The following is a 26,186-nucleotide window of genomic DNA, read 5'->3' as shown; positions in this document are numbered from 1 at the left end:
CATGGGGGTTGCATGAGCCAGGGCAAGATGGGCTCGGCACTGCTGAGGGGGCGAGGACGGGAGAGCTCGAATCAGGTCGGGGTGTCGACCAGCGTGATCAGGTCCGGATCATCACTGGTCCACCGTTCGAGGACCTCTCCGCCGGTACAGCTGCACAGCTCGACCGTCACGCCGCTCGCGCCACGCGCGACCACCCGCCACGTGCCGCCGTACTCCTCCCACCGGAGCACTCTGCTCGCCGGGTTCGCGGGGCTGACCGGGTCGTCCTTGTCCTGGGGGTCCATACCGTCCGTCCTACCCGCGACGTTCCCGCAGGCCCCTCGGGAGCGAAAAGCGTTCGAGGCACTCGCCGAGGTCCGGTAGACTTGAGGCATCGCCTTCGGGCGACCCACAAGGGGCTATGGCGCAGTTGGTAGCGCGCCTCCATGGCATGGAGGAGGTCTGGGGTTCGAATCCCCATAGCTCCACTCGGAAGGCCCTGCTCGGCGGACTCCGTCCGCCTTCGCAGGGTCTTTGTGCTTTTCGGGGGGACGACCCCCCGGACCCCCCGGTGTGCGCTCGCCGGCGCTCGCGCCCGTTGTGGTTGTTGTGGGCAGACGTTCGGTGACACCTGGTCCTGTGGTGCTCGCCGGTCAAGAGGAGAGAAGCAGCCCGGTCTGTCACGCGCTCGCGCAGACGCGATGCCCGCTCCCGGGGCTCACCCGTCCTCGGCCTCCTCCTTGAGCGCGGCGAGCCGGTCGTCCCACCCCTGCCCGATCCGGTCCAGGTCCCGGCCGAGCGCGCTCAACCGCTCCCCCACGGCCACGTGCACGACCTCGCGCCCCCGCCGCTGTGAGAACACGAGCCCGGCGCCGGCGAGCACCTCCAAGTGCTTGACGATGGCCTGCCGACTGACCGGGAGTTCACGCGCGAGCGCGGAGGCCGAGGCGGGTTCGCGGCCGATCCGCACCAGGACCTTCCAGCGTGTTCCGTCCGCCAATGCGGCGAAGGCGGCGTCGGGTGGAGCGCTCACTACTGCCCCCGGAGACGTTCGGCGAGGGTGGTGAGGCCGCCCTCCCATCCGAGGCGTTCCATGGCGGCCTCGTCCTCGGAGGCCAGACCGGTGTGCTCGACGGTCACGAGGGAACCCGTCCCGGAGGCCCGCACGGTCACGCGGACCAGCGGCGCGTCGGCCCCCGGCTCCGTGTCGGGCTCCTGCGCCAGTCGGAACGCGAGCTCGGACGGTGCCGCCACACGTTCGACGCGCCCCAGGAAGATCCCGTGCTCCGCCCACTCCAGGCGCATCGGCGCATCCTCGATCAGGGTGTAAGCGGCGCCGCCGAACGCGTACCACGAGGCCAGGTCTGCGACCACGTCCCAGGCACGATCGGGGCCGGCCGGGACATGGACCGCGCGCCTGACCCTGGCCGGGTCGGTGTGCGCCCGCGCGACCTCGAGCTCCTCGGTCCAGCCCTGCTCCTGGCCCTGGCGTAGTCGGCGATCGACCCCCAGCGCCTCGAGCCCGCTCTCGACAACGGTGAGCCGGACCCCGCCGGGGCGTTCGGCCAACCGGAACTCGACCTGCGTGGCGGGGTCGTCCGGGCCGGTCCCCCTGTGCCACCGGAACACGGCCCGGGTGTGCGGTTCGAGCCGGACCTCCTCGATACGGAAGGACCCGTGCACGGGGTCCGTGACGAGGTACGCGCCCTCACCCAGGTCCTCGACCTCGTGTGCGACGATCTCCCCGTCGTTGACGAACCATCCGGGGCGCGTGAGGAGCTCCCACACACGCTCGGGCGGTGCGTCGATGTCCACATGGCGTTCGACGTTGTCCATACCGACCTCCTGTGCAACCCCAGGGTTGCATCTTGGCGGGAGAACCCGCAACCCTGTGGTTGCACTTGCGTAGTATTGCCGACGACCGTGTACGACCGCTCGTATCGGCTCGTATCTGCTTGCCCCTGCCCCGAACCGACCACGGAGCACACCATGATCCGCGAGGCCACACCCGGCGACGTCGAGGGCGCCGCCGACACGCTCACCGCAGCGTTCGCCGAGTACCCCTTCACCCGCCACACGATCAGCGCCGACGACCACCTGGCCAGGCTCCGTGAGTTCCAGCGCCTCTTCCTCGCCGAGATCGGGCTGCCGCACGGTCGGGTGTGGGTGAGCGACGGCCTGGACGCCGTCGCCGTGTGGTCCACCCCCGCAGGCGACGCGGGCCCGACCTTGCAGCAGCTCCTGCCCCGCCTGGTCGAGCTCGCCGGCGACCGCTCCGACGCGCACGCCTCCGCCGAAGCCGCCATGGAGGCCCACCGGCCCGCGGAACCCGTGTGGTTCCTGGGCACGGTCGGCGTGCGGCCCTCCGCTCAGGGCCGGGGCCTGGGGCGTGCGGTCATCGAGCCGGGGCTGGCGGCCGCCGACGCCGAGGGTGTTCCCGCGTTCCTGGAGACCTCCACGGACGCCAACGTGGGTGTGTACAAGGCGCTCGGGTTCGAGATCACCGCCGAGTACGACCTGCCCGACGGGGGCCCGCGCACCTGGGCAATGCTCCGGCGGCCCTCCCCCTGAATCCGGGCTCTTCCCCCGAGCGCGCGGTGGTGCTAGCTTCGGCGCAGCGTCGCGTGCCGTGGCAGACCGTGCCAGGCATGGAGGCGCCGGATCCACGGAGGAGTTCGACGATGCTCACGTCGTTCCCTTCGCCCTCACGTGTCTGAGGGCGAGAAGACCAGGTTGATCGCCTGGAGCCACGAGATGCGCGCGGTGCACAACCGCCTGCGCGAAGCCCTACGGGTCACCCGGGACGCCGTGCACGAGGGCCGGTCCGGGACGGCGGCCACCCGCGACCTCCTGTTGTTCTGCCACGGGTTCTGCACTGCCCTCACCGGTCACCACGAGGGCGAGGACCGCACGTTGTTCCCCGCCATCGCGGCCGCGTACCCGGACCTGCGCGGGACCCTGGCAAAGCTGGAGCAGGACCACTCGATGATCTCCCACCTGCTCGCAGGGTTGCAGGGGGCGGTGGAGGGGGCGGCACCACCCGAGGAACTGGACCGCCACCTCGAAGGCATAGCCGCGCTCATGGAGAACCACTTCCGGTACGAGGAACGCCGCTTGCTGACGGTGCTCGAGACCCTGGAACTGGACCGGGACCCCGCTCAGGCCCTGGGCCCGTTGTGACCCCGGCGGCCCGTTCCCTGTCTCGACCTGCGGTTCTATGCTGGGAGCATGGACGACGAGGTGCGCCGCGCCTACGACGCCTACGCGCCCCGCTACGACCGTGAGACCGGGTGGTACGAGCGTGTGATGCTGGGCGACGGCCGCGCCTGGGCGTGCTCCCAGGCGCGGGGGGTCACCCTGGAGGTCGGCGTCGGCACCGGCCGGAACCTGGAGCACTACCCGTCCTCCGTGCGGCTGATCGGGCTCGACCTGAGCACCGGGATGCTCGCACGCGCACGCGCAAGACTCCCCCACCCCAGCAGCGCACTGGTCGCCGGCGACGCCCATCACCTCCCGTTGCGCCCGGGGAGCGTCGACACGGTGGTGTGCACCCTGACCTTGAGCAGCGTGCCCGACCTCCACCTCACTCTCCGGGAGATCCGCCGGGTCCTGGACCACGGCGGGCGGTTGGTCAGTCTCGGGCACGTGGCGAGCCCGCACCGGCCGGTCCTGGCTCTGCAACGGGCATTGGACCGGGTGGCTGCCACCCGCGCGCCCGACGAACAGGCTCGGGACACCACCGCGGCCCTTCGAACCGCCGACTTCGAGGTCCTGTACCGGCGGACCACCCGGTGGGGCATCATCGAACGCCTCACTGCCGCCCCGTTGTGACCAGGCAGCCCCTCAGGAATTCCGGTAACGGGCGCGCGTTTCGGGGTCGAGCTTGGCGATGGCCAGGCGCAGGCCCGGGCGCGGCATGGATGCGGCGTGCTCGTCCAGGAATCCATGCAGCGCGTCCGGGTCTCGGTCCCCCGCGTGTTTGAGGAAGATGCCGACGGCGTTGTGCACCACCGGCTCGGGGTCGGTGGCCAGGCGGGCGGCGATGGCGAGGCCGTCCGCCAGGTCCTGGTCGGTGCCGGAGTGCGCGTGCTGGAGCGTGGCCGTGGTGGCGGTGCGCCGACGGAGCGGGTCGGCCGACTCGGCCAGCTCGAACAGGGGGCGGGGCGAGTCTCCCGCGAGGTGGCGGCCCACGACACGTGGCGCGGCCCGGTCGACCATGTCCCAGGTCGTGATCCGGTCGTGCCGCTCCACGTAGGTCAGGTACAGCTCTCTGCGCTGCGCGTCGCCGAGTTTCCGTTGGGCCTTGAAGTCGAGGATGCACACCGCGGCCATGCGCGGCTCGTAGGCGGGGTGCGATCCAGCAGGCGTTCCACCTCGGCCTGCGCAAGGTCGGTGTGCGCCTTCGAGACGTCGAACAGGTGGCGCATCCGCAGCCCGAACGCTTCCTCGTCGGGCGCCAGCCGTTTGCGGACCTTCTCCAGCTCGGCGTCGTCCTGAAGGCGCAACAACTCCTGCACGACCTCGGCCGCGGTTCGCTCGGTCCCAGCCATGGCGGCCCCCGGGGTTCCGTGGGGACGGTGGTGCCGTTTCCCAATGTCACAAGGGTAGGACGGGAGTGCTGAGGCAATAATCGGCGGCGGTTCTGCACCTTGCTGTCAGGCGGGGAACCCCGGCGGTCGAGGACAGGAGTGGTCGGCATGCTTCTCGAAGGCAAAGTGGCTGTGGTGTTCGGGGGATCCGGTGCGATCGGCGGGGCCGTGGCGCGTACGTTCGCCCGAGAGGGCGCACGGGTGATCGTGGCCGGCCGCACACGGGAGAAGGTGGAGCGCGTGGTCGACGACATCGGTCCACAGGCCACCGGAACTCTGGTGGACGCATTGGACGAGGCATCCGTCGAGGCCGTTGCGGACCTCGCACTGGAGACCTACGGGGCCTACGACGTGTCCCTGACGGCCGTCGGCCTCGACAACGGCGACCAGGGCATCCCGATCACGGAACTCGGCGCCGAGGCCTTCCTCCGTCCTGTGAGGGAGTACACGACGGCGCACTACCTCACGGCTCGGGCCGCGGTCCGGCGGATGACCGACCGCGGTGGAGGCGTGATCCTTCCGGTGTCGGCCCCGATGGCCCGCATCGGTACCCCGTACACCGGCCCGTTCGCGTCTGCCCACGCTGCGGTGGAGACCATGGCCCTCCAAGTGGCCGGCGAGGCGGGGGAACACGGTGTCCGCGTCGTCGCCCTGCGGCCGAACGGCATGCCTGATTCGGTGACCGAACACGGTTCCCACGTGCAGGAGATCTGGGGGCGGATCGCCGAGCGGTCCGGGATCGCCTTGGAGGACGTGCTCCCCGAAGTGGCTGCCGGTGGGTTCACCGATCACACGATGTCGGTGCAGGACGTGGCCGAGCTCGCCGCCTGGACCGCCTCGGATCGAGCTGTGGCCATCACGGGCACGGTCATCAACGCGACCGGTGGGGCCGTGCCCGACTGACCTCACAACCGGCGTCAAGGTTCGGGGCCCATAGGGGGTGCACGGCTTCCAAGGGCTCGGCACGCGCAAAGCTGACGGGCACCGTTCCAGCCCCCGCGTGCACTCCTCTGCTTTTCGGCCGACCCGCACCACAGGACCAGGCGCCACCGGACGACTGCCCACAGCAACCACACCGGGCGCGAGCGCCAGCGAGCGCACACCAGGCGGCCCGCGGCTCACCCCCCGACAAACACAAAGACCCCGCCAGGCAGGCGAAGTAACCAACCACGGCCACAAGCCCAGGCGCACCGCACGACTGCCCACAGCAACCACACCGGGCGCGAGCGCCAGCGAGCGCACACCAGGCGGCCCGAGGCTCACCCCCCGACAAACACAAAGAACCCGCCAGGCAGGCGAAGTAACCAACCAGGGCCACAAGACCAGGCGCACCGCACGACTGCCCACAGCAACCACAACGGGCGCGAGCGCCAGCGAGCGCACACCGGGGGGTCCGGGGGGTCGTCCCCCCGAAAAGCACAAAGGACCCTGCGAGCAAGCGAAGCTTGCGAGCAGGGTCCTTGTGGAGCTATGGGGATTCGAACCCCAGACCTCCTCCATGCCATGGAGGCGCGCTACCAACTGCGCCATAGCCCCTGGTGTGCCGGGCGGTTCCCCCGCTCGGCGATGTGTCCACTGTACCGGATGTTGGGGGTGCCTTGGCCAGCCGTTCATGTGTGAGGTGGCGCTCCCTGTCGGTGCATATCCTGATGTGGTGACCGATTCCAAGCTTGAGATCCAGATGCTCCACGACCGGCTGCTGGTGCGGACGGTCCCGGACACGAATGAGCGGCGCAGCAGCGCCGGCCTGGTCATCCCGGACACGGTGAAGCTGGCGACGCGGATGGCCTGGGGTGAGGTGTGCGGCGCCGGGACGAGCGTCCGCCACGTGAAGACGGGTGACCGTGTGCTCTTCGACCCGGAGGAGCAGGGCGAGGTCGAGATCAACGGGGAGCGGTACGTGATCCTGCGCGAGCGGGACGTGCACGCCACGGCCAACGAGTCCCCGGAGCGGGGCACCGGCCTCTACCTCTGACCTCCGGGCCGCGTCCGGCCGGCACACGCCCACCCACGCCCTGACCTTCCCGAACGCCCCGCCGCACTCCGGCGGGGCGTTCGTGCGTCCGGGTCCCGAGCGGCTCGACCCAGGCGCCCCGGCACGTCAGCGGCGCTCGACGGCCTTGAGGAACGAGTGCACGGTGAGCCGCAGCGCTTCGTAGGAGGACACCCGGGCGGAGGCGCCGTATCCCCATCCGGTGTAGAGGGTCGCCCACAGCAGGTGCTTGAACCACAGGGGTGTGATCCGCGGGTCGACGGTCCCGTCCTCGTGGCCGCGCTCGACGAGGTCGTACATGGCCAGGTCGGAGGAGCTGTCCTGCTCGCCCTGGTCCTCGCCCTCCCCGTCGTCGCACTCCCCCTCGGGGTCGGCGTCGCTCGCGACGAGCATGACGGGCGCGCGCAGTTCGAAGAGTTCGGCGACGAGGCGTTCGAGGGCCTCGATGGCGGTCCCTTCGGTGGGCCGCGCGCGTTCGGTGGCCTCGTCGACGAGTTCCCAGACGTGCTGGTCGAGGGCGCGCACGAGGTCGACGCGTTCGGGGAAGTAGCGCTGGAGCGTGCTTCTGGACACACCGGCGGCCCGCGCGACCTCCGACAGGGGGGCGGACCGGTCGGTGCCCAGAACCTCCACGGCCGCCTGCAGGATCGTGCGTCGCGTGCGGGCACGGGTGCGTGTCTCCCCGCTGTCCGCCTGAGCAGTGTTCACCATGACCCCATCGTACGGGGATGAATAATTGGTTGACAATAATCGGTCATTCATGACCTAATTTTGTTCATGACTGATCGAGACCAACCAACCGACGCCCCCTCCCCGGAGGGGGCCGGCGAACCACGCTTCGCCCAACTGCGGATCCTGTGGTCCTTCGTGCGACCGCACCGCAACAAGCTCCTGCTCGGGCTGGTCCTGGCGCTGGCCGGTTCCGCGCTCGAGCTGGCCAACCCGATGATCACCAAGTACGTCCTGGACACGATCGAGGCCGACGGCAGCCTGGCCACGCCCATCGCCGTGCTGCTGAGCCTGTTCGTCTTCGGTTCGGTCCTGGGCCTGTGGCACTGGATCGTGCTGGGCACGGTCGCCGAGAAGGTCGTGCTGGAGGCCCGCACCTCACTGGTGCACCGCTACTTCCGCGCCGCGATGCTGCCGCTGTCCCGGCGCAGCAGCGGCGAACTGGTCACCCGCGCCACCTCCGACACCGTGCTGCTGCGCGAGGCCGCCTCCAGCAGCATCATCAGCCTGCTCAACGGCGGGGTCCTGCTCGTGGGCACGCTCGTGATGATGGGCGTGCTCGACCTCGTCCTGCTCTCCGTCACGGTCGTGGCCGTGGTCGTGGTGACGATCCTGTTCCTGACCCTGATGCCCGGCATCGCGCAGGCGCAGGAGAAGGCCCAGAGCTCGCTCGGAACCATGGGTTCGGTGCTGGACGGCGCCGTGCGCGCGATCCGCACCGTCAAGGTCAGCCGCGCCGAGGACCGCCTGGGCGGGCAGATCCTCGGCCACGCGGAGGACGCGGCGCGCCACGGCGTGCGGTCGGTGCGCAAGGAGGCCCTGGCCTGGACCATCGCCTTCAGCGGGGTCCAGCTGGCCATCATCACGATCCTGGGCGTGGGCGCGACACGGGTGGCGTCGGGCGAGATCGGGGTCTCCACGCTCGTCGCGTTCCTGCTGTACGCGTTCACACTGCTGAACCCGGTGATGGAGCTGTCGCAGAGCATGACCACCCTGCAGTCCGGGATCGCGGCCGCAAAGCGCATCCGCGAGATCCAACAGCTCCCGACGGAGCCGTCCGGTGGATCCCCGGAAGGCGGCGCGGGCGCCCTCGCGGCGTTCCCCGACGGTGACGGACCCGGCCCCGGCGGGGACCCGCTCCTGGAGCTGGAGGGTGTCGGCGCGCGCTACGCCCCGGGCGCCGAACCGGCCGTGCGCGGGGTGGACCTGGCACTGCCGCGGCGCGGGCACACCGCGATCGTCGGCCCCTCGGGCGCCGGCAAGACCACGATGTTCTCCCTGCTCCTGCGGTTCCTGGAGGCCGAGGAGGGGACGCTGCGCCTGGAAGGGGTTCCGTACCGGGACCTGTCACCCCACCAGGTGCGCGGCCACTTCGCGTACGTGGAACAGGACACCCCGGTGGTGCCGGGCACCCTCGGCGACAACCTGCTGTTCAGCAACCCGGACGCCACCCCGGAGGAGGTGCGCGCGGTGCTGGAGCAGGTGCGGCTGGCGGACAAGGTCGACTCCCTGCCCGAGGGGCTGGACACGCCCCTGGACGCCTCCTCCTTCTCCGGCGGACAACGCCAGCGGGTCGCGCTCGCCCGGGCGCTGCTGCGCACGCCGCGGGTGCTGCTGCTGGACGAGGCGACGTCGCAGGTCGACGCGGTCACCGAGGCCGCGATCACCGAGAGCGTACGCGCGCACGCCGAGCGCGCGGCGGTGATCACGGTCGCGCACCGGCTGTCGACGGTGATCCACGCCGACCGGATCGTATTGATGGAGGACGGCCGGATCCGCGCGCAGGGGACCCACGCCGAGCTCCTGGCCTCGGACACGCTGTACCGGGAGATGGTGGCGTCGCTGCACATCTCCGCCGAGGCGGCGGAGGAACCCGCACCGGAGGCCTCCACGGCGTGAGACCGGGGCCCCGCTTCCGGCTCCGGCGGGCCCCCGGGGCATCACCCCTTCACGGCGCCGGACGTCAACCCGGCCACGATCCGCCGCTGCAGCACCAGCGCGAACAGGATCAGCGGGATCGACACGAGCACCGACGCCGCCATCACCTGCCCGATCGGGTCCTCGTAACCGACCCGTTCGAAGGTCCCGATGAAGACCGGCACCGTCTGCACGTTGAGGTCGGCGGGCGCGAAGGAGAACGCCAGCAGGAACTCGTTGGTCGCGTACACGAAGGTCAGGATCGCCGCGGCGCCCACACCGGGTGCGGCCAGGGGCGCCACCACACGCCAGAAGGCCTGGAACGGGGTGGCCCCGTCGACCTTCGCCGACTCCTCGATCTCCTTGGGGATCCCGGAGAAGAACGTGGTGAGGATGAAGATCGCCAGCGGCAGGGTCAGAGCGACGTACGGCAGGATCATGCCCGCGTAGGAGTTGAGCAGCGACAGCCCGATGAGGCTGTCGACCTCCAGGTACACCTGGTACAGCGGGTTGACCAGCGCGACCGGCGGGAACAGCGTCGCGACCAGCGTCAGCGCCAGGATCACGAACTTGCCCGCCAGCGGCAGCCGCGCGAGCGCGTACCCGGCCAGGGCGGCCACGGGGATGCAGATGAGCGTGGTCACCGACGCGACGATCAGCGAGTTGCGCAGCGCGTACTGGAACCCGAGGTCCACGACCTGCTCGTAGCTCTCGAAGGTGAAGGGCCCGCGCAGGATGTTGGGGTCGGTGAGTGCGTCCGCCCCGGTGCGCAGGCTGGTCATGGCCATCCAGAAGAACGGGAACAGGCACCAGACCACGACCACGGCCAGGCCGAGGATCTTCAGCGCGGCCACGGCCCAGGGCGGCAGGCCCTTGCTGCGTCGGCGGGGCGGCGGTGCGGTTGCGGCCGGCCGCGGTGCCTGCACGGTGTGCTCGCTCATGCCTTCTCCTTCCGCGGTGCGGCCTCGCCGACCACCTGTCGGCCCATCCGGCTGATGAAGGCCAGGCCCACGAGCATGACGATGATGAACGTGATGGTGGAGAGCGCGTTGGCGTAACCGAGGTCGGGTTCGGCGATCAGGTAGCGCTGCGCGTAGACCGACAGGGTCGCCAGGTGGTTGGAGTACCCGGCGAAGATGTAGGCGAAGTCGAACATGCGCAGCGCGTCGACGGTCCGGAACAGCAGGGCGACCACGATCGCGGGCTTCAGCAGCGGCAGTGTCACGTACCAGAACCGCTGTACGGCGTTGGCCCCGTCGACCCTGGCGGCCTCGTAGAAGTCGCGCGGGATGGTCTGCAGCCCGGCCAGGAGCAGCAGCGCCACGAAGGGGGCGGTCTTCCACACGTCGGCGCTGATGATGCCGACCATCGACCAGAACGGGTCGCGCAGCCAGTTGATGTCCGCGCCCAGGACGGCGTTCACGAACCCGGGGTTGTGGTCGAACATGTACCGCCAGACCTGCGCCGCGACCGCGGTCGGCACGACCCAGGGCACGAGGATGACCACGCGGGTCAGGCCGCGTCCGACGAAGGCCTGGTGCATGATCAGCGCGAACGCCATCCCGATGACGAACTCCAGCGACACCGACGTCACCGTGAACACGAACGTGTTGAACACGGCGCTGTAGAAGCCGCTGTCGCCGAGGGCGTCCAGGTAGTTGCCGAGCCCCACGAACTCCTGGTCGAAGCCGCGGATCCGGTACAGGCTCATCCCGATCGCGTAGAAGACCGGGAAGAGGGCGATGAGGGCCATGAAGGCGAACGACGGCGCGAGGAAGAACCTCCCCATCGCGCGTTCCCCCAGGCCGTGGCCGCGCCGCGATCGCGCGGCCGGGGTCCTCGCCACCATGGGCGTCACTCCTCTCCGACTGCGTCTTGGGCGGCCTCGTCCACGGCTTCCAGGGCCTCGTCCGGGTCCGTCTGTCCGAGGAAGGCGGGGTGGATGTGGTCCTGCACGGCCAGGGACAGCGAGTTGTAACCGGGGACCGGCGGCCGGGCCTCGGCGTCGGCGAGGATGTCGCCGAGCATCTGGAAGTCGGGGTCCTCGGTCTCGTCGTAGATGCTCTGCATGGTGGGCGGCAGGCTGTTGTCGAGCAGCGCGTCCTGAGCCTCGGGGTCGGTCGCGGCCCAGGTCACGAACTCGCGGGCGAGCTCGTCGTTCTCGCTGAGGGTGCTGACGGCGTTGTTGAACCCGCCCAGCACGCTGGTGCTGCCCTCACCGTGGAAGGTGGGAAGCGGTGCCACGGCGAAGTCGTCGGCCACGGCGCTCTCCTCGCCCTCCTCACCGGCCAGGAGCGGGACGGCGTAGGGCCAGTTGCGCATGTAGACGGCCTCGCCGGACTGGAAGAGGGCGCGGGCGTCGTCCTCGACCATGGAGTCGTACCCCTCGGCGAAGAAGCCCTGTTCGTTGGCGCGGACCATGAAGTCCAGGGCGGTCTCGGCGGCGTCGCCCTCCGCGAAGGTGCTGTTCTCCTGCGCCTCGTCGTAGAGCTCCCCCTCGGCGCCCCAGAAGAGCTCGAAGTAGGAGAGCACGAACCCCTCGTACCGGTCGCCGAGCCCCACGAACGGGGCGATGCCCTCCTCCTCGGCGGCCTCGGTGCCGGTCTCCAGGACCTCGTCCCAGGTGGTGGGCGGCTCGTCCACGAGGTCGGTGCGGTAGTAGAGGAAGGCGCCGTTGGAGGAGTACGGGAGGGCGTACATCTCCTGCTGCCACTGGGCGCTGTCGACGGCGCCCTCCAGGCTGGTGTCCTCGACCTCGGGGCGCAGGTCCTCGAGGCTCTCGATGTATCCGTAGTCGGCGAACTCGCCGGTCCAGATGACGTCGAGCCCGAGCACGTCGAACTCCCCGGCCCGGCTCTGGAGGTCCTGGAACAGGGCCTGGCGCTGCTCGTCGGCGGTGGCGGCGAGGAAGAAGATCTCGACCTGCCGGTCGGGGTTCTGCTCGTTCCACAGGCGGGCGACGGCCTCGTGCGCGGGACGGTCGGACGAGCCAATGGCCCACACGAACTCCGGATCGTCGGCGAGCCCGGCGGTCTCGTCGCCTTCGTCCTGGGGCGGTTCGCCGCACCCGGTGGCCAGGGCGAGGCCCAGCGCGAGGGTTCCGGCCGCCCAGGCGCGCGCCGTGTGTCCGGCGGGCCTTGGCACTTCGGACATGGCTCTGTACCTCCTCGCCCCCGGCGCCGGGTGGGCCCGCGGCGTCGCAACGGTCGTGGTCGTCCCCCGAACTGTGCGAAAACGATGCCACCGCAGGTGTGACTCAGTCAACATTCAGCGCGGGCGGTCTGACGGAAACCCGCGCGGAGGACGGTGCTCCGTTCCCACGCCGGTCATGAAAACGTTGCCATGGCGCAGGTCACACCTCTACGGTGGCCGCATGCCGAAACGGTCTGCCGGCATGCGCGACGTGGCCCGTCGAGCGGAGGTCTCGCTCTCGACGGTCTCGCGTGTGCTCCGTGGCGCCCCGGGTGTCGCACCCGAGGTGCGCGAACGGGTGCGGGCGGCCGCCGACGAGCTCTCCTACGCGGTATCGCGCAACGCCTCGGGGCTGGTGACCGGACGCACCTGCCGGGTCGCGGTCGTGGTCCCGTCCCTGCGCCCGTGGTTCTTCGGTGCGGTCGCCTCGGGGCTCGGCCACGCCCTGCACGCAGCGGGGCTCGACATGCTGGTGCACCAGGCCGACGGGGCGGAGGACTGGACCCGCGACCTCCCGCTGCCGCACAACTCCGACGCCCTCGTTGCGGTGGCGCTGCAGGTCACCGAGGAGCAGTACGCCCACCTGGGTGACCTGGCCGGCCCGGTCGTGCTCGCCGGCGAGGAGCTCCCCGGCCGGGCGAGCGTGTTCATCGACGACCGCGCGGGTACCGCAGGCGCCACGCATCACCTGCTCAACCTCGGCCATACCCGTATCGCCTACATCGGTACGCACACCGAACACGGCCCGAGCCGCAGTTCCGCCGCTCGCATGGCGGGGTACCACGACGCCATGGCGGAGGCGGGCGCGGAGCCCTGGACGGTGAGCAAACCCCCTGGTCCCGACGGCGGTGAGCTCGCCGTCGGTGAGCTGCTCTCGCACCAGAGCCCGCCCACGGCCGTGCTCGCCGAGAGCGACGACGTGGCCCTGGGCGCGTACCGGGCGCTGCGGCGCTCCGGGGTCCGTGTGCCCGAGGCGATCTCCCTCATGGGCTTCGACGACCACGACGCCTCCGCTGCCCTCGACCTGACCACCGTCGACCAGGCCCCCGAGGCGCTCGGGGCGGCCGCCGGACAGCTGGCCGCCGACCTCGTGCACGGCCGGCGCCCCTCCGACACCCGGATCGAACTTCCGGTCCAGATCGTCCCCCGCCAGTCGACCGCCGCTCCGCAGGAGCGCCGGACGTCCCCGTGAGAACCGAACCGGAGGGCTCCACATGCACCAATGGTGGCGCGACGCCGTGCTGTACCAGGTCTACCCGCGCAGCTTCACCGACTCCGACGGCGACGGGGTGGGCGACCTGCCCGGCCTCACCGCGCGGCTGGACCACGTCGCCGCCCTGGGGGTGGACGGGATCTGGCTGTCGCCGTTCTACCCCTCCCCCTGGACCGACGGCGGGTACGACGTGTCCGACTTCCGGGACGTGGACCCGTCCCTGGGTACGCTGGCCGACTTCGAGGCGATGGTGCGGGCCGCGCACAAGCGGCGGCTCAAGGTCATGATCGACATCGTGCCCAACCACACCTCGCTGGAGCACCCGTGGTTCCGGGCGGCGTTGGAGGCCGCGCCCGGGTCGCCGGAGCGGGACCTGTACGTGTTCCGCGACGGGAAGGGGCCCGGAGGGGAGCTGCCGCCGACCGACTGGCGCTCGACCTTCGGCGGTTCGGCGTGGACCCGGGTTCCGGACGGGCAGTGGTACCTGCACATGTTCGCGCCGGAACAGCCGGACCTGAACTGGGACCACCCGCGCGTGCGCGAGGAGTTCCGGGGGATCCTGCGGTTCTGGGCCGACCGGGGCGTGGACGGGTTCCGGATCGACGTCGCCTACGCCATGACCAAGGACCTCGCCGAACCGCTGCGCGAGCTGACCCCCGTGGAGGGCGGACGGTTCGAGGACATCGAGGCCAACCCCGACCACCCGCTGCTCGACCGGCCGGAGGTGCACGAGGTGCACCGGGACTGGCGGCGGGTGGCCGACTCCTACGATCCGCCGCGGGCGATGGTGGGCGAGGTGTGGCTGCCCAGCGAACGGCGGGTGCTGTACACGCGCCCGGACGAGCTGCACCAGGCGTTCAACTTCGACTTCCTGAAGGCGCCGTGGGACGCCGACGCCTACCGGACGGTCATCGACTCCTCCCTGGCCGACGCGCACCGGGTGGGGACGGTGCCGACGTGGGTGATCGGCAACCACGACGTGGTGCGCCCGGTGTCGGTGCTGGGGCTGCCCGCCGGGACCGACCTGCGCGCGTGGCTGCTCTCGGACGGCCACGACCCCGAACCCGACCCGGAGCAGGGGCAGCGGCGGGCCCGGGCGCTGGCGCTGCTGGAGCTGGCGCTGCCGGGGTCGGCCTACATCTACCAGGGCGAGGAGCTGGGGTTGCCGGAGGTCGCCGACCTGCCCGCGGCGGCGTTGGAGGACCCCCGGTGGGACAACAGCGACCACACGGACAAGGGGCGCGACGGGTGCCGGGTTCCGCTGCCGTGGAACCCGGACGGGCCCTCGTTCGGGTTCGGCCTGGCCGGATCGTGGCTGCCGCAGCCGGCCTGGTGGGGGCGGTACTCGGTATCGACGCAGGCGCAGGAGCGCGGGTCGATGCTGCGCCTCTACCAGGCGGCGCTGTCGTTGCGGCCGGACTGCCGTGCCGACGAGGAGGTGCACTGGGACCCCGACCTGAACCGGGGGCCGGTGCTGGCCTTCTGGCGGGGCGGCTACGTGTTGGTGCTGGTCAACACGGGGACGGAACCCGTTCCGCTGCCCGAGGGCGAGGTCATGGTCGCGAGCGCGCCGCTGCCCGGCGCGGAGCTGCCGGGTGAGGCGGCCGTGTGGCTGCACCGGGAGCCGTGACCGGGAGGCCGGGCCCGGAAACGCTCCGGGGCCCTCGGGGGCGTTGTCGGTCCCCCTCACGCGCGCCGGGTGAGCACGCGCGGGCCGTCCTCGGTGACGGCCACCGTGTGTTCGGAGTGCGCCGCCCTGGACCCGTCGGCGGACCGCAGGGTCCAGCCGTCCGCGTCGTGCACGACACGGTCGGTCGTGCGGGCGAACCACGGTTCCAGGGCGAGGGTGAGGCCCGGGCGGAGCACGAGCCCGCGCCCGGCCCGCCCGTCGTTGGGCACGTGGGGTTGCTCGTGCATGGTGCGGCCGAGGCCGTGCCCGCCGTACTCCAGGTTGACGGGGTATCCGTGCTCGGCGGCGACCGCCCCGATCACGGCGGACACGTCGCCCAGGCGCTTGCCGGGGCGCATTACGTCGATCGCGGCCTCCAGGGCCTCCTGGGTCGCGCGGACCAGGCGCAGGTCCTCCTCGGCCGGGGTCCCGACCACGACGGTGCGCGCGGAGTCGGCGACCCAGCCGTCGATGCCCACCGCGAGGTCCATCGTCAGCACGTCGCCGTCCTGGAGGGCCTGGTCGCGGGGTTTGCCGTGCAGGACCGCGTCGTTCACGGACAGGCAGATGACGTTGCGGAACGGACCTTCACCGAACGACGGGGCGTAGTCCCAGTAACAGGACTGCGCGCCGCGCTCGCGGACGAGTTCGCGCGCCCGGTGTTCGAGGTCGAGCAGGTTGACGCCCACGTCCGCGAGCTCGCCCAGGTCGGTGAGGACCTCGCCGACGAACGTGCCGGTCACGTCCATGCGGTCGATCTCCTCTGGTTTTTTCATCTCGATCATGGGGATCCTCGGCCTGCTCCGGTGGAACGGTATTACTGTACCGGGCGAAGCGTATAACAATACCGGCCGAACGCAAGCGGGGCCCGTGCCGTCAGCGCCGATGCTCCACGCGGAAGACGACCCGGCCCTGCTCTCGGGGAGCGCCCGATTCGATCCACCGCGCAAGCTCGGTCCAGGGCTTGGTCTCCGTCGGGCCGAGATCGAGGTCGGCCCGCGATCCCAGATACTCGAGTTCCGCATCAAGATCCGGCTCGGATCCCAGGAAGAAACTCGTGATGGACCTGTCGGCGGTCGACGGGTCGGCGACAAATGCGCCGAACGGGAAATGTTCGGGCTCTCCGGCCGCGTGCCCCAGAGCGATGACCGTGCCTCCGGGACCGAGAAGCCCGTATGCGGTGACGAGCCCCTTTCCGCCGACCATGTCGATCGCATTGTGCACAGGGCCCCCCACTGACTCCACGGTTACATGGGTCTCACGCGCGCCGAGGGAACGAAGGCGTTCGTGAAGCCGCTCGTTGCGCGCGACGGCCACGACATGCGCGCCGGAACGTGCGGCCAACTGCACCGCTGCGACGCCCACCGCGCTGCCCGCTCCGACAACGAGCACTCGCTTTCCGAGCACGGAACCGAGGCGTCGGAGCGCACGCAAGGCGCTGGTGGCGGGGACCGGAAGAGACGCCAGGTGGTCCCATGAGAAGTCATGATCGGCCGCCGCGACCATCGCGGTGGAGACACGGCGCTGTTGAGCCCATCCCCCGTCCATCCCGAGAAAGACGGCTCGCTCTCCCTTTTTCGGACCCGATCCATTCGCCGCACCTTCGATGACGGTGCCGACCCCGTCCCAGCCCGGAACCGTTCCGTCCGGGGCAGCTTGCAATGCTGCGAGGTCACCGGGGTTCGGCGCGAAGGCCTCCACGCGCACCAGGAGCTCGTCCTCCCCGGGGACAGGGTCAGGGACAGTGCGCAGAACCGGCCCGGTCGACGATGTCGTCCATGCCAACATACTTTTGATCCCTCTCAGGGTCAGCGGCGCTGGTGGAGTAGCTGCATCGATTGCAAACGATGCCGCAGGGGCACGGTCAAGGCGCGCTTCCCACTGCGGACCTCTGTCACGGCCGGCGCTGATCCCACCCGAGAAGGGCGCGGCCGGTCTCGCGTTCTTCCTCACCGCCGGATCCGTCGGCCGACCACGGGGGCTCGCGGAGGGCCGGGCAGTGCTCGGGCGTCGGATGGTGCGCGATCTCGATCATGCGGTCGAGTTCATCGCGCGCAGCGCTGAGTTCGGCCATCGTGCTCGTGATCCGGTCACGCTCGGCCGTCATCAGGTCGAACACCTCGGGCGAGGCCTGCCCGGCATCGATCGAAGGCAGGAGCTGCCCGATGGTGCGGCTCGGCAGGCCGGCGGTGAAGAGTTTCTGGATCAGCCGAACGCGCTCGACGGCCGAATCGGGGTAGGTGCGCTGACCACTGTGTGTTCGTGCCGGTGCGAGCAGGCCCTGCTCTTCGTAATAGCGCAGCGCCCTGGTGCTCACGCCTGCTTGCCGTGCGACCTCGCCGATCCGCAATCCGGCCCCTCCTCGGGTGATGGCGTGACGGACGCCCGATTTGCCCTTCACGTCGACGTCAACTTTTAGGTTAGCCGGAGCGGGGCAGCCACAGCCCCGCTCCACACGAAAGACGTACCTGGGGAGTCAACATATGAACGTCACCGGTCAGGTCGCCCTCGTCACCGGAGCCAACCGCGGCATCGGCCGGCAGTTCGTCCTCGAACTGCTCGAACGCGGGGCGCGCAAGGTCTACGCCACGGCGCGCCGTACCGAGAGCCTCGGCTTCGACGACCCCCGGGTGGTGCCGCTGGCGCTCGACCTGCTCGACCACGGGTCAGTCGTCACCGCCGCGGCCGGCACACAGGACGTGACGCTCTTGGTCAACAACGCCGGCGTCGCGACCGGCACACCACTGGTGACCGGTGACCTCACCGAAGTGCACCGCGAGATGGACACCCACTTCTGGGGCACACTCGATGTCATCCGCGAGTTCAGCCCGGTCCTGGCAGCCAACGGGGGCGGCGCGGTCGTCAACGTACTGTCGGCGCTGTCGTGGTTCGCCGCGCCGGGCACCGGAGCTTATGCGGCAGCGAAGGCCGCCGAATGGAACATGACCAACGGGGTGCGCCTCGAACTCGCCGACCAGGGCACCCTGGTCCAGGGTGTCTTCCTCGGAGCTGCCGACACCGACATCACGGCCGACTACGACGGGCCCAAGATCGACCCCGCGGAGGTCCCGCGACGGTCCTTCGACGGGCTGTCCGAGGGATCGATCGAAGTGATCGTCGACGACTGGACCGCGATGGTGAAAGAAGCGCTGGCTGCAGACCCGGCCCCGTTCTACAGCAAGATCACCGAGGTTCTCAGCACCCGGTGAGCGGCGCGTAGGGCCCGTACACAGAAACTGCCCCGCCGTCGGGCGGGGCAGCTTGCGAAAATCTCGAACTATGTGGAGCTATGGGGATTCGAACCCCAGACCTCCTCCATGCCATGGAGGCGCGCTACCAACTGCGCCATAGCCCCGTGTCGGGAGCCGGTGGGCTGCGCCCGTTCCGACCCCTCAGACTCTAGCGGAATCCGGCGCCGACGTCGAAACGAGAGCACCGGAGCGCCGCAAACCCACGATCGGAGCTCCGGGCAAGCTCCGACCCGCCGCCGGATCAGGCACGGACCCCGGTCACGCGTCGTCGCTGAGCACCACCGGTTCGGGCAGGCTCGCGGCGTTGTGTTCCAGGAGCCGCCAGTCCTCGCGCCGGCGCCCCAGCACGGACCAGCAGCAGTTGCTGAGCGGGCCGAGGATCTCCCGCTGCTCGTCGGGCACGCCCAGCATCCGGGAGATGGCCATGCGCAGGGCCGCGCCGTGGCTCACGACGACCAGCAACCCGCCGGCGGGCGTGCGCGCGAGGGCCCGGTCGACCGCGGCCTGCATGCGGTCGCCGACCTCGCCGACGTCCTCCCCGTCGGGGATGTCCATGCGTGCGTGCTCGACCGGCCAGCGGCGGGCGAGTTCCGGCCCGGTGAGGCCTTCCCAGGAACCGCCGTGGCGTTCGCGCAGGCCCTTGTCGAACTCGACCTCCAGGCCCGCGGCCCGGCCCAGGTAGCCGGCGGTGTCGGCCGCGCGCTCGAGGTCGGAGGCTACGACGAGGTCCGGGCCGAGCGTGGCGAGCAGGCCTGCGGCGCGCTCGGCCTGCGCGTGCCCGACCCGGTCGAGCCCGATGTCGGTCTGTCCCTGGAAACGGTTCTCCACGTTCCAGGAGGTACGTCCGTGCCGCCAGAACAGCACACGAGGGGTGTCACTCACGTGGTGTGTCTCTTCTCCCGGTCCGCGGATCAGGCGTCTTCGTCTTCAGGGGTGCGCTCGGTGCCGCGCGCGCTCTCGGGCAGGTCGATCTCGGGGCAGTCCTTCCAGAGGCGCTCGAGGCCGTAGTAACCCCGCTCCTCCTCGTGCTGGATGTGCACGACGATGTCGGCGTAGTCCAGCAGGACCCAGCGCCCGTCGCGCTCGCCCTCGCGGCGCACCGGCTTGGCCCCGGACTTCACGCGCAGCTGTTCCTCGACCTCGTCCACGATCGAACGCACCTGGCGGTCGTTGGGCGCCGAGCAGAGCACGAAGGCGTCGGTGATGATGAGCTGGTCGCTGACGTCGTAGGCGACGATCTCCTGGGCGAGCTTGTCGGAGGCGGCCTCGGCGGCGACCTCGACCAACTCCAGTGCCCTGTCGGTGGCTGTCACGTTCTGCTTACTGCCTTTCAGCTCTCGAGATAGAGCCCGGTCTTGTTGATGTAGCGGACGATCCCGTCCGGCACGAGGTACCAGATGGGTTCGCCCTTGCGCACGCGCTCGCGGCATTCGCTGGAGGAGATGGCGAGCGCGGGGACCTCCACGAGCGAGACCTTGCCCTCGGGCAGTCCGGTGTCGCTGAGGTGGTGACCGGGCCGGTTACAGCCTACGAAATGCGCGAGGTGGAAGAGTTCGTCGACGTTGTGCCAGCTCAGGATGGCACCGAGCGCGTCGGCCCCGGTGATGAAGTACAGGTCGACGTCGGGCCCGTAGGAGGCCCGGAGTTCGCGCAGGGTGTCGAGGGTGTAGGTGGGCCCCTGGCGGTCGATCTCGATGCGGTCCACCCGGAACGTGGGGTTCTCCGCGGTCGCGATGACCGTCATGAGGTAGCGGTCCTCGGACGGGGTGACCTTGTCGAGGTCCTTCTGCCAGGGCTGTCCGGTGGGGACGAAGACGACCTCGTCGAGCCCGTACAGGTGGGCGACCTCACTGGCGGCCACGAGGTGGCCGTGGTGGATCGGGTCGAAGGTCCCGCCCATGATGCCGACCTTGGTCGGTGAAGCACCGCCCCGCCGTGCGGGGGAGATCCCTCCCTGGGACCCGCCTTTCGCTGCGTGCGCCACTGTGCGCTCCGTTTCGCCGTGGACGTGGCCGTTGCCGGTTTCGGCCAACCGAGACTAGTCGACGCCCCGCGGACGGCAACGGGCACTCCCTCGTCTTCCCGCCCTCACGGGGTTCAACGGACTCGGGCGGCATCGTCTTCCCGCCCGGCCCACTGCGTCCGATCCGCACCCCCGGGAGAACACGTCATATCTCGTTGCCCCGGAACCATGGTCAAGCCCGTTGCACGCGCATAGCATGCCGATATGGCCAACTCACCAGACCGCGTACGCGTCCGTCTCCCCGACCTCTCACCCCGCGCCTACGAGCACCCCGCGGACCGCGGCGCCCTGGTCGCGCTGCGTTCGCTGAGCGGTTTCGACGTCCTGGTCAAGAGCCTGTTCGGCCGGGTCAGCGAACGACAGCTGCGCCTGTTGTTCCTCGCCAACGCGGTGCGGGTGGGCCCGACCCAGTTCCCGGAGCTGCACGACTACCTGCGCGACGCCGCGTACGTGCTCGACCTCGACGACGTGCCCGAGCTCTACGTCAAGATGGACCCCACCCCGAACGCGATGGCGATCGGGCGCAAGAAGCCGTTCATCGTGATGACGACGGGCCTGTTCGACCTCTTCGACGCCGAGGAGAAGCGGTTCGTCATCGGCCACGAGGTCGGCCACATCCTGAGCGGGCACGCCGTGTACCGCACGCTCCTGCTGCTCCTGGTGTGGATCGCGCAGAAGATCATGTGGATCCCACTGGGTGCGCTCGCGATCCAGGCGATCCTGGTGGCGCTCAAGGAGTGGCACCGCAAGTCGGAGCTCTCGGCCGACCGTGCGGGGCTGCTGGCCTGCCAGAACCCGGACGCCGCCAAGCGCGCGCTCATGAAGCTGGCCGGGGGTTCGAACCTCTCGGAGATGAACCCGGACGCGTTCATGGAGCAGGCCCGCGAGTACGAGGCGGGCGGCGACGCGGTCGACAGCGTGCTGAAGCTGATGTCGACGGTTCCGGCCAGCCACCCGTTCGCCGTGGTGCGCGTGGCCGAGATGCAGCGCTGGTTGGAGAGCGGTGAGTACGAGCGGATCCTGGGCGGGGAGTACCCGCGCCGCACCCAGGACTCGGAGTCCCGGGTCAGCGAGGAGGCGGGCCGTGCGGCGGACTCCTACCGCGAGGACTGGAACCGGACCAAGGACCCGCTGGTGAGCGTGGTGCGTGACGTGGCCGGCGGTGCCGCCGGTGCGGGCGGGCGCATCTTCGACTCCGTCGCCGAGCGCTGGCGCGGTGGCGGTCGCCCCGGTAACGGGGGCGAGAACGGAAGCGACGGCGGGGACGCCGGGGACAACGGCGGGGGCAACAGCAGCGACCGCCCCTGAGCGCCACGTTCACGGCCCCAAGACGCTCCGTGTCGGGCCCGAGCACCCGCCCCAAGGAACGCGCCACACCGGGCGCAACCGCACCCCCAAGACGCTCCGCGTCGGGCCCGAGCACCCGCCCAAGGAACGCTCCGCGTCGGGTGCGAGCGTCAACCCAAGGAACGCTTCGCTCTGAGCGCGAGCGCCGGCGAGTGCTCAGAGCGAAGCGGGAACACCTGAAGCCCGACCACAGGAGACATGCACCTACCGGCAAGCCCCGCCCCCTCGCGCACCGCCCCAAGTAACGCTCCACACCGGGCGCAACCGCACCCCCAAGACGCTCCACATCGGGCGCGAGCGCCAGCGAGTGCCCGACGCGGAGCGGAAACGCCTGAAGCCCGACCACAAGGGGCCCTCATCTGCGAGGAAGCCCCGACCCAGAACCCGCCCCGTCCCCGCGCACACCGACCCGAGGAACGCTTCACACCGGGCGCAAGAACCTCCCCGTCCCCACGCACTCGCCTGCACTCACGCACGACACGGGGCGTTGCTGGTGGGCACGCGCACTGGCATGGGCACGGAGCACCGTTGCCGGTGGCCGTCATGACGGCCGGCCGACCGTGCTCTCCCTCGTGACGAGCGCGAAGCCCGGCTGCAACCGCCGCGGGTCGATCTCCCGGTCCCCCGCCAGGCGCTCGAGCAGCGCGTCGGTGGCGGCACGGGCAACTGCCCGCTTGTGCGGGGCGATGGTGGTCAGGGTGGTCGCCCCGTACCGGCTCTCCTCGATGTCGTCGAACCCGATCACCGCGACGTCGTCGGGCACGCGCAGCCCGCGTTCGGCGAGAGTGCGCATGGCGCCGACCGCGATCAGGTCGTTGTAACAGAACACCGCGTCCGGCCGCGCCCCCGAGTCCAGCAGGCGGGCCACGGCCTGCGCGCCGTCCTCGCGGGTGTACCCGTCGGTGACGGCGACGAGCTCCTCGCCGGTGGGCAGCCCGTTCTCGGTCATGACCTCGCGCCAGCCGCGCAGCCGCAGGTGGGCGGTGGCGCGGGCGCGTCCGTGGCGCGCGCCGATGAAGGCGATCCGGCGGCGCCCGATGTCGACGAGGTGGGACGCGGCGGTACGGGCGGCCGCGACGTTGTCGATGGCCACGTGGTCGTAGGGGGCGTCGTACTCGCGTTCCCCGAGCAGCACCAGGGGCGCGTCTCCCCCGCGCGCCAGCAGGTCCTCGTTCTCGAGCTCGATGGGGCTGAGGATGAGCCCGTCGATGACACGCGCCCGGAACCCCTGCGCGAACAGCACCTCCTGGTCGCGCCGTCCCCCGGTGTGGTCGAGCAGCACGATGTAGTCCAGGCCGGCGGCGTACTCGATGACCGCGTCGGCGAGCTCGGCGAAGTAGGGGTTGTGGAGCTCGGGGACGGCGAGGGCGATCATGCCCGTGCGTCCTTTGCGCAGGTGGCGGGCTGTGAGGTTGGGGCGGTAGCCGAGTTCGTCGATGACCCGCTGCACCTTGAGCCGGGTCTCGGGGGTGACGTGCCGGTAGCCGTTGACGACGTTCGAGACGGTCTTGACCGAGACCCCCGCCTGCCGTGCGACGTCCTTCAGGCTGATGGCCACGTGGGCCCTCCTTGTCATTTTCCATCGTTATACATCACGGGGTCGGCCCTCGAACACCCCCCGCAACCTGGCACAGCGACCCGGACGGGCGCCGGACCACCCTCCATGGTCCGGGTCCCCGAAGTCGGTTACGGGTCTGGACAGCTTCCCGGGGCCGTGCTCTCATCGTGGTGACGTCAGGTTTTCCACGTTGTAAAGAGCAAGAGGCGCCGTCGCACCCCCATTGCGTCGGCACCCCGCATCTCCCCTTGCCACACGGAGGAACCATGCGAAGTCGACCTGTCCCCCCGAAGCGACGATCCCACCTCCGACCCCTGGCCGCCCTTCTCATGGGAGCGCTCCTGCTCCCCGTCCTGACCACCTCCCCCGCCTCCGCCGAGCAGCCCGCCGGCGTTTCCGAGGCCGAACCCCCCATGACCACCCCGTGGACCGACGAGGTCGGCCCCGACAACGCCCTGCCGGAGTACCCGCGCCCGCAGATGGTGCGCGACGACTGGCTCAACCTCAACGGAACCTGGGAGTGGGCCCCGGCCGAGGAGGGCGAGGACCCGCCGCTGGGCACCCCGCTCGACGACGAGATCCTGGTGCCCTACCCCGTGGAGTCGGCGCTCTCCGACGTCCAGGAACACCACGAACGCATGTGGTACCGCCAGGAGGTCGAGGTCCCCGAGGACTGGGGCGACCAGCGTGTGCGCCTCAACTTCGGCGCGGTCGACTGGGAGAGCACCGTCTGGGTGAACGGCACCGAGGTCGGCTCCCACACCGGCGGTTACGACTCCTTCGAGTTCGACATCACCGACGCCCTCACCGACGGCGAGAACGAGATCGTCGTGGGCGTGTACGACCCCACCGACTCCGGCGGCCAGCCCGTCGGCAAGCAGCGCCTCGAACCCGAGGGCATCTTCTACACCCCCTATTCCGGCATCTGGCAGACCGTGTGGATGGAGCCGGTCGCCGACACCCACGCCACCCGCCTCGACGTCACCCCCGACGTGGAGAACGAGGAGGTCGAGGTCGTCGTGCACGCCGAGGGCGGTGACGGCGCGACCGCGCACGTGTCGGTCAGCGACGAGGACGGCGAGGCCGGGAGCGCGGAAGGCGCACCGGGCGAGCCGATCCGGGTCCCGGTTCCCGACCCGCACCTGTGGTCGCCCGACGACCCGTTCCTGTACGACGTCGACGTCACGCTCGAGCAGGACGGCGAGACCGCCGACGAGGTCGCGGGGTACACCGGTATGCGGTCGATCGACACCGGCGAGGTCGACGGGGTCATGCGCCCGCTCCTCAACGGCGAGTACGTGTTCCAGATCGGCACGCTCGACCAGGGTTACTGGCCGGACGGCATCGCGACCGCGCCCACCGACGAGGCCCTGCGCTTCGACCTGGAGGCGCACAAGGACCTCGGCTACAACACGGTGCGCAAGCACGTGAAGGTCGAGCCGGACCGCTGGTACTACTGGGCCGACGTGCTCGGGCTGATCGTCTGGCAGGACATGCCGAACATGCCCGACGGCCCCTCCCCCGAGGCCCAGGAGCAGTTCGAGACCGAGCTGCACAACATGGTCGACCAGCACCGGTCGTTCCCCTCCATCACCCACTGGATCCCGTTCAACGAGGGCTGGGGCCAGTACGACGGCGCCCGTATCACCGACGACGTCAAGGAATCGGACCCCTCCCGCCTGGTCACGGGCGCCTCGGGTTGGTACGACACCGGCAACGGCGACGCGGTCGACTCCCACATCTACGTGGGTCCGGGCGACCCGGAACCGGCCGAGGAGGACCGCATCTCGGTGCTCGGCGAGTTCGGCGGGTACGGGGTGCGCGTCGACGGCCACGAGTGGAACCCGGGCGACGGGTTCGGTTACGAGATGCTCGAGGACACCGACTCGCTGAACCACCGCTACGTGGGCCTCATGGCCGGGGTGCAGCGGCTCGAACGCACCCACGGGCTGTCGGCGGCGATCTACACCGAGATCACCGACGTCGAGAACGAGCTGAACGGCATGTGGACCTACGACCGGCAGGTCCTGAAGCCCGACGCGGACGTGCTCTCGGAGGCGCACCGCGAGCTCCTCGCGGGCGAACCGGTCGGCGGCAGTGTCGACCTGCCCACCGAGGAACCCCTGTCGTTGCAGGTCACCACCCCCGGACACGAGGATCGTTTCCTGGCCCACGAGGACGGCCTGGGCGGGACCGCTCCGGTGGACGGCGACAGCGACGACGGGCTGAGGTCCGAGGCGACGTGGCAGTTCGTGCCGGGGCTCGCCGACGACCAGTGTTACTCGCTGGAGTCGGTGGACCGCCCGGGCGAGTACCTGCGCCACTACGAGTCGCGGGTGTCGTTGGAGTCGGAGGACGGTTCCGACACCTTCGCCGAGGACGCCACCTGGTGTGCGGTCCCCGGCCAGGAGGGCGACGGGGTCTCCCTGCGCTCCTACAACTATCCCGACAAGTTCCTGCGCCACCACGACTCCGAGCTCTGGATGGCCGGCATGGGCGGCGAGGACGGCGACCACGACACCGCCGAGAGCTTCCTGCCCGACGTGACCTGGGAGCCCGCGGACCCTTGGGCGCCCTGACCGGGGGCCTTCGCGCCCCGTGACCCGGGGCTGCCGGCCACGGCGGCCGGCGGCCCTCCCCCCGATCCGGGGCGGGCGCCCGAGCGGTGCCCGCCCCGGACCCACCCCGCTGCGGCGCTCCGGGCGCCGTCCCCATCCCCCCGAGCA

At 70.5% G+C, this 26,186-nt stretch carries 27 protein-coding genes and 3 tRNA genes; 12 read left to right on the top strand and 18 right to left on the bottom strand.

What is annotated here, in order from left to right:
* Nucleotides 1-71: 71 nt before the first annotated feature.
* Complete coding sequence (locus IDM40_RS07445) at nt 72-284, bottom strand: hypothetical protein (RefSeq protein ID WP_193121176.1); 213 nt, start codon at nt 282-284, stop codon at nt 72-74.
* A gap of 110 nt (nt 285-394) precedes the next feature.
* On the opposite strand from IDM40_RS07445, the gene IDM40_RS07440 reads away from it, so the two are divergent.
* Nucleotides 395-467 (top strand) — tRNA-Ala (locus tag IDM40_RS07440).
* Between the two features lie 230 nt (nt 468-697).
* On the opposite strand, the gene IDM40_RS07435 is transcribed toward IDM40_RS07440, so the two are convergent.
* Entirely contained in the window at nt 698-1,012 is a 315-nt protein-coding gene (locus IDM40_RS07435) for an ArsR/SmtB family transcription factor (RefSeq protein ID WP_193121175.1), read from the bottom strand.
* Entirely contained in the window at nt 1,012-1,815 is an 804-nt protein-coding gene (locus IDM40_RS07430) for an SRPBCC domain-containing protein (RefSeq protein WP_193121174.1), read from the bottom strand. Before IDM40_RS07430 ends, IDM40_RS07435 begins: the two co-directional genes overlap by 1 nt.
* Before the next feature lie 153 nt (nt 1,816-1,968).
* Between IDM40_RS07430 and IDM40_RS07425 the strand changes: the two genes are divergently transcribed.
* The 3 genes from IDM40_RS07425 to IDM40_RS07415 all read left to right on the top strand — a co-directional run bounded on the left by IDM40_RS07425 (nt 1,969) and on the right by IDM40_RS07415 (nt 3,810).
* Nucleotides 1,969-2,550 (top strand): GNAT family N-acetyltransferase, encoded by a 582-nt coding sequence (locus IDM40_RS07425; RefSeq protein ID WP_193121173.1) that lies wholly within the window; start codon nt 1,969-1,971, stop codon nt 2,548-2,550.
* Between the two features lie 138 nt (nt 2,551-2,688).
* On the top strand, nt 2,689-3,159 hold the full coding sequence (locus IDM40_RS07420) for a hemerythrin domain-containing protein (protein WP_193121172.1): 471 nt from the start codon (nt 2,689-2,691) through the stop codon (nt 3,157-3,159).
* Between the two features lie 48 nt (nt 3,160-3,207).
* Nucleotides 3,208-3,810 carry a class I SAM-dependent methyltransferase gene (locus tag IDM40_RS07415; protein WP_193121171.1) on the top strand — a complete coding sequence of 201 codons (603 nt, stop codon included), beginning with the start codon at nt 3,208-3,210 and terminating at the stop codon, nt 3,808-3,810.
* Between the two features lie 12 nt (nt 3,811-3,822).
* Here the strand turns inward: IDM40_RS07415 and IDM40_RS07410 are convergent, their stop codons facing one another.
* Entirely contained in the window at nt 3,823-4,311 is a 489-nt protein-coding gene (locus IDM40_RS07410; RefSeq protein ID WP_216630456.1) for a DNA alkylation repair protein, read from the bottom strand.
* Nucleotides 4,236-4,529 carry a hypothetical protein gene (locus IDM40_RS27855; RefSeq protein WP_216630455.1) on the bottom strand — a complete coding sequence of 98 codons (294 nt, stop codon included), beginning with the start codon at nt 4,527-4,529 and terminating at the stop codon, nt 4,236-4,238. Before IDM40_RS27855 ends, IDM40_RS07410 begins: the two co-directional genes overlap by 76 nt.
* Before the next feature lie 147 nt (nt 4,530-4,676).
* Here IDM40_RS27855 and IDM40_RS07405 point away from each other — a divergent pair, with 147 nt between their 5' ends.
* Complete coding sequence (locus IDM40_RS07405) at nt 4,677-5,471, top strand: SDR family NAD(P)-dependent oxidoreductase (protein ID WP_193121170.1); 795 nt, start codon at nt 4,677-4,679, stop codon at nt 5,469-5,471.
* A 560-nt stretch (nt 5,472-6,031) separates the two neighbouring features.
* Here IDM40_RS07405 and IDM40_RS07400 read toward each other — a convergent pair.
* Nucleotides 6,032-6,104, bottom strand: a tRNA-Ala gene (locus IDM40_RS07400).
* 145 nt (nt 6,105-6,249) lie between these two features.
* Between IDM40_RS07400 and IDM40_RS07395 the strand changes: the two genes are divergently transcribed.
* Nucleotides 6,250-6,543 (top strand): GroES family chaperonin, encoded by a 294-nt coding sequence (locus IDM40_RS07395; protein WP_193121285.1) that lies wholly within the window; start codon nt 6,250-6,252, stop codon nt 6,541-6,543.
* A gap of 126 nt (nt 6,544-6,669) precedes the next feature.
* Here IDM40_RS07395 and IDM40_RS07390 read toward each other — a convergent pair whose 3' ends face one another.
* A complete protein-coding gene (locus IDM40_RS07390) occupies nt 6,670-7,272 on the bottom strand; it encodes a TetR/AcrR family transcriptional regulator (protein ID WP_193121169.1) in 603 nt (200 codons plus the stop codon).
* Between the two features lie 141 nt (nt 7,273-7,413).
* Between IDM40_RS07390 and IDM40_RS07385 the strand changes: the two genes are divergently transcribed.
* Nucleotides 7,414-9,189, top strand: a complete 1,776-nt coding sequence (locus IDM40_RS07385) for an ABC transporter ATP-binding protein (protein WP_193121284.1) — start codon at nt 7,414-7,416, stop codon at nt 9,187-9,189.
* Nucleotides 9,190-9,230: 41 nt separating this feature from the next.
* Here IDM40_RS07385 and IDM40_RS07380 read toward each other — a convergent pair whose 3' ends face one another.
* The 3 genes from IDM40_RS07380 to IDM40_RS07370 all read right to left on the bottom strand — a co-directional run bounded on the left by IDM40_RS07380 (nt 9,231) and on the right by IDM40_RS07370 (nt 12,360).
* On the bottom strand, nt 9,231-10,148 hold the full coding sequence (locus IDM40_RS07380) for a carbohydrate ABC transporter permease (protein ID WP_193121168.1): 918 nt from the start codon (nt 10,146-10,148) through the stop codon (nt 9,231-9,233).
* Nucleotides 10,145-10,996 carry a carbohydrate ABC transporter permease gene (locus IDM40_RS07375; protein ID WP_193121283.1) on the bottom strand — a complete coding sequence of 284 codons (852 nt, stop codon included), beginning with the start codon at nt 10,994-10,996 and terminating at the stop codon, nt 10,145-10,147. Before IDM40_RS07375 ends, IDM40_RS07380 begins: the two co-directional genes overlap by 4 nt.
* A gap of 65 nt (nt 10,997-11,061) precedes the next feature.
* Complete coding sequence (locus IDM40_RS07370; protein WP_193121167.1) at nt 11,062-12,360, bottom strand: ABC transporter substrate-binding protein; 1,299 nt, start codon at nt 12,358-12,360, stop codon at nt 11,062-11,064.
* Between the two features lie 220 nt (nt 12,361-12,580).
* Here IDM40_RS07370 and IDM40_RS07365 point away from each other — a divergent pair, with 220 nt between their 5' ends.
* Nucleotides 12,581-13,591, top strand: coding sequence for a LacI family DNA-binding transcriptional regulator (locus IDM40_RS07365; RefSeq protein ID WP_193121166.1), 1,011 nt, complete (start codon nt 12,581-12,583; stop codon nt 13,589-13,591).
* Between the two features lie 22 nt (nt 13,592-13,613).
* Nucleotides 13,614-15,242: a glycoside hydrolase family 13 protein gene (locus tag IDM40_RS07360; RefSeq protein WP_193121165.1), complete on the top strand. Its 1,629-nt coding sequence runs from the start codon at nt 13,614-13,616 to the stop codon at nt 15,240-15,242.
* 56 nt (nt 15,243-15,298) lie between these two features.
* Here the strand turns inward: IDM40_RS07360 and map are convergent, their stop codons facing one another.
* The 3 genes from map to IDM40_RS07345 all read right to left on the bottom strand — a co-directional run bounded on the left by map (nt 15,299) and on the right by IDM40_RS07345 (nt 17,682).
* Entirely contained in the window at nt 15,299-16,066 is a 768-nt protein-coding gene (gene map, locus IDM40_RS07355) for a type I methionyl aminopeptidase (RefSeq protein WP_193121164.1), read from the bottom strand.
* Between the two features lie 91 nt (nt 16,067-16,157).
* Nucleotides 16,158-17,069 (bottom strand): zinc-binding dehydrogenase, encoded by a 912-nt coding sequence (locus IDM40_RS07350; protein WP_407939940.1) that lies wholly within the window; start codon nt 17,067-17,069, stop codon nt 16,158-16,160.
* Between the two features lie 106 nt (nt 17,070-17,175).
* Entirely contained in the window at nt 17,176-17,682 is a 507-nt protein-coding gene (locus IDM40_RS07345) for a MerR family transcriptional regulator (protein WP_328806960.1), read from the bottom strand.
* Nucleotides 17,683-17,764: 82 nt separating this feature from the next.
* Here IDM40_RS07345 and IDM40_RS07340 point away from each other — a divergent pair, with 82 nt between their 5' ends.
* The gene (locus IDM40_RS07340; RefSeq protein ID WP_193121162.1) at nt 17,765-18,490 is read left to right on the top strand and encodes an SDR family oxidoreductase; all 726 of its coding nucleotides are present in this window, start codon (nt 17,765-17,767) and stop codon (nt 18,488-18,490) included.
* A 73-nt stretch (nt 18,491-18,563) separates the two neighbouring features.
* Here IDM40_RS07340 and IDM40_RS07335 read toward each other — a convergent pair.
* The 4 genes from IDM40_RS07335 to nadD form a co-directional block, all read right to left on the bottom strand.
* A tRNA-Ala gene (locus IDM40_RS07335) sits at nt 18,564-18,636 on the bottom strand.
* A 154-nt stretch (nt 18,637-18,790) separates the two neighbouring features.
* On the bottom strand, nt 18,791-19,414 hold the full coding sequence (locus tag IDM40_RS07330) for a histidine phosphatase family protein (protein WP_193121161.1): 624 nt from the start codon (nt 19,412-19,414) through the stop codon (nt 18,791-18,793).
* Nucleotides 19,415-19,443: 29 nt separating this feature from the next.
* Nucleotides 19,444-19,845, bottom strand: a complete 402-nt coding sequence (rsfS, locus tag IDM40_RS07325; RefSeq protein ID WP_193121160.1) for a ribosome silencing factor — start codon at nt 19,843-19,845, stop codon at nt 19,444-19,446.
* A 17-nt stretch (nt 19,846-19,862) separates the two neighbouring features.
* Nucleotides 19,863-20,480: a nicotinate-nucleotide adenylyltransferase gene (nadD, locus tag IDM40_RS07320; protein ID WP_328806966.1), complete on the bottom strand. Its 618-nt coding sequence runs from the start codon at nt 20,478-20,480 to the stop codon at nt 19,863-19,865.
* A 279-nt stretch (nt 20,481-20,759) separates the two neighbouring features.
* On the opposite strand from nadD, the gene IDM40_RS07315 reads away from it, so the two are divergent.
* Nucleotides 20,760-21,863, top strand: a complete 1,104-nt coding sequence (locus IDM40_RS07315; RefSeq protein ID WP_193121158.1) for a M48 family metallopeptidase — start codon at nt 20,760-20,762, stop codon at nt 21,861-21,863.
* A 580-nt stretch (nt 21,864-22,443) separates the two neighbouring features.
* Here IDM40_RS07315 and IDM40_RS07310 read toward each other — a convergent pair.
* Nucleotides 22,444-23,460 (bottom strand): LacI family DNA-binding transcriptional regulator, encoded by a 1,017-nt coding sequence (locus tag IDM40_RS07310; protein ID WP_193121157.1) that lies wholly within the window; start codon nt 23,458-23,460, stop codon nt 22,444-22,446.
* Nucleotides 23,461-23,789: 329 nt separating this feature from the next.
* Between IDM40_RS07310 and IDM40_RS07305 the strand changes: the two genes are divergently transcribed.
* Nucleotides 23,790-26,039 (top strand): AbfB domain-containing protein, encoded by a 2,250-nt coding sequence (locus tag IDM40_RS07305; RefSeq protein ID WP_235997399.1) that lies wholly within the window; start codon nt 23,790-23,792, stop codon nt 26,037-26,039.
* Nucleotides 26,040-26,186 lie beyond the last annotated feature (147 nt).

The organism is Nocardiopsis coralli (assembly GCF_014892575.1).
In the GTDB taxonomy this organism is placed as follows: domain Bacteria; phylum Actinomycetota; class Actinomycetes; order Streptosporangiales; family Streptosporangiaceae; genus Nocardiopsis; species Nocardiopsis coralli.
This window is presented reverse-complemented; position numbering and strand designations above follow the sequence as displayed.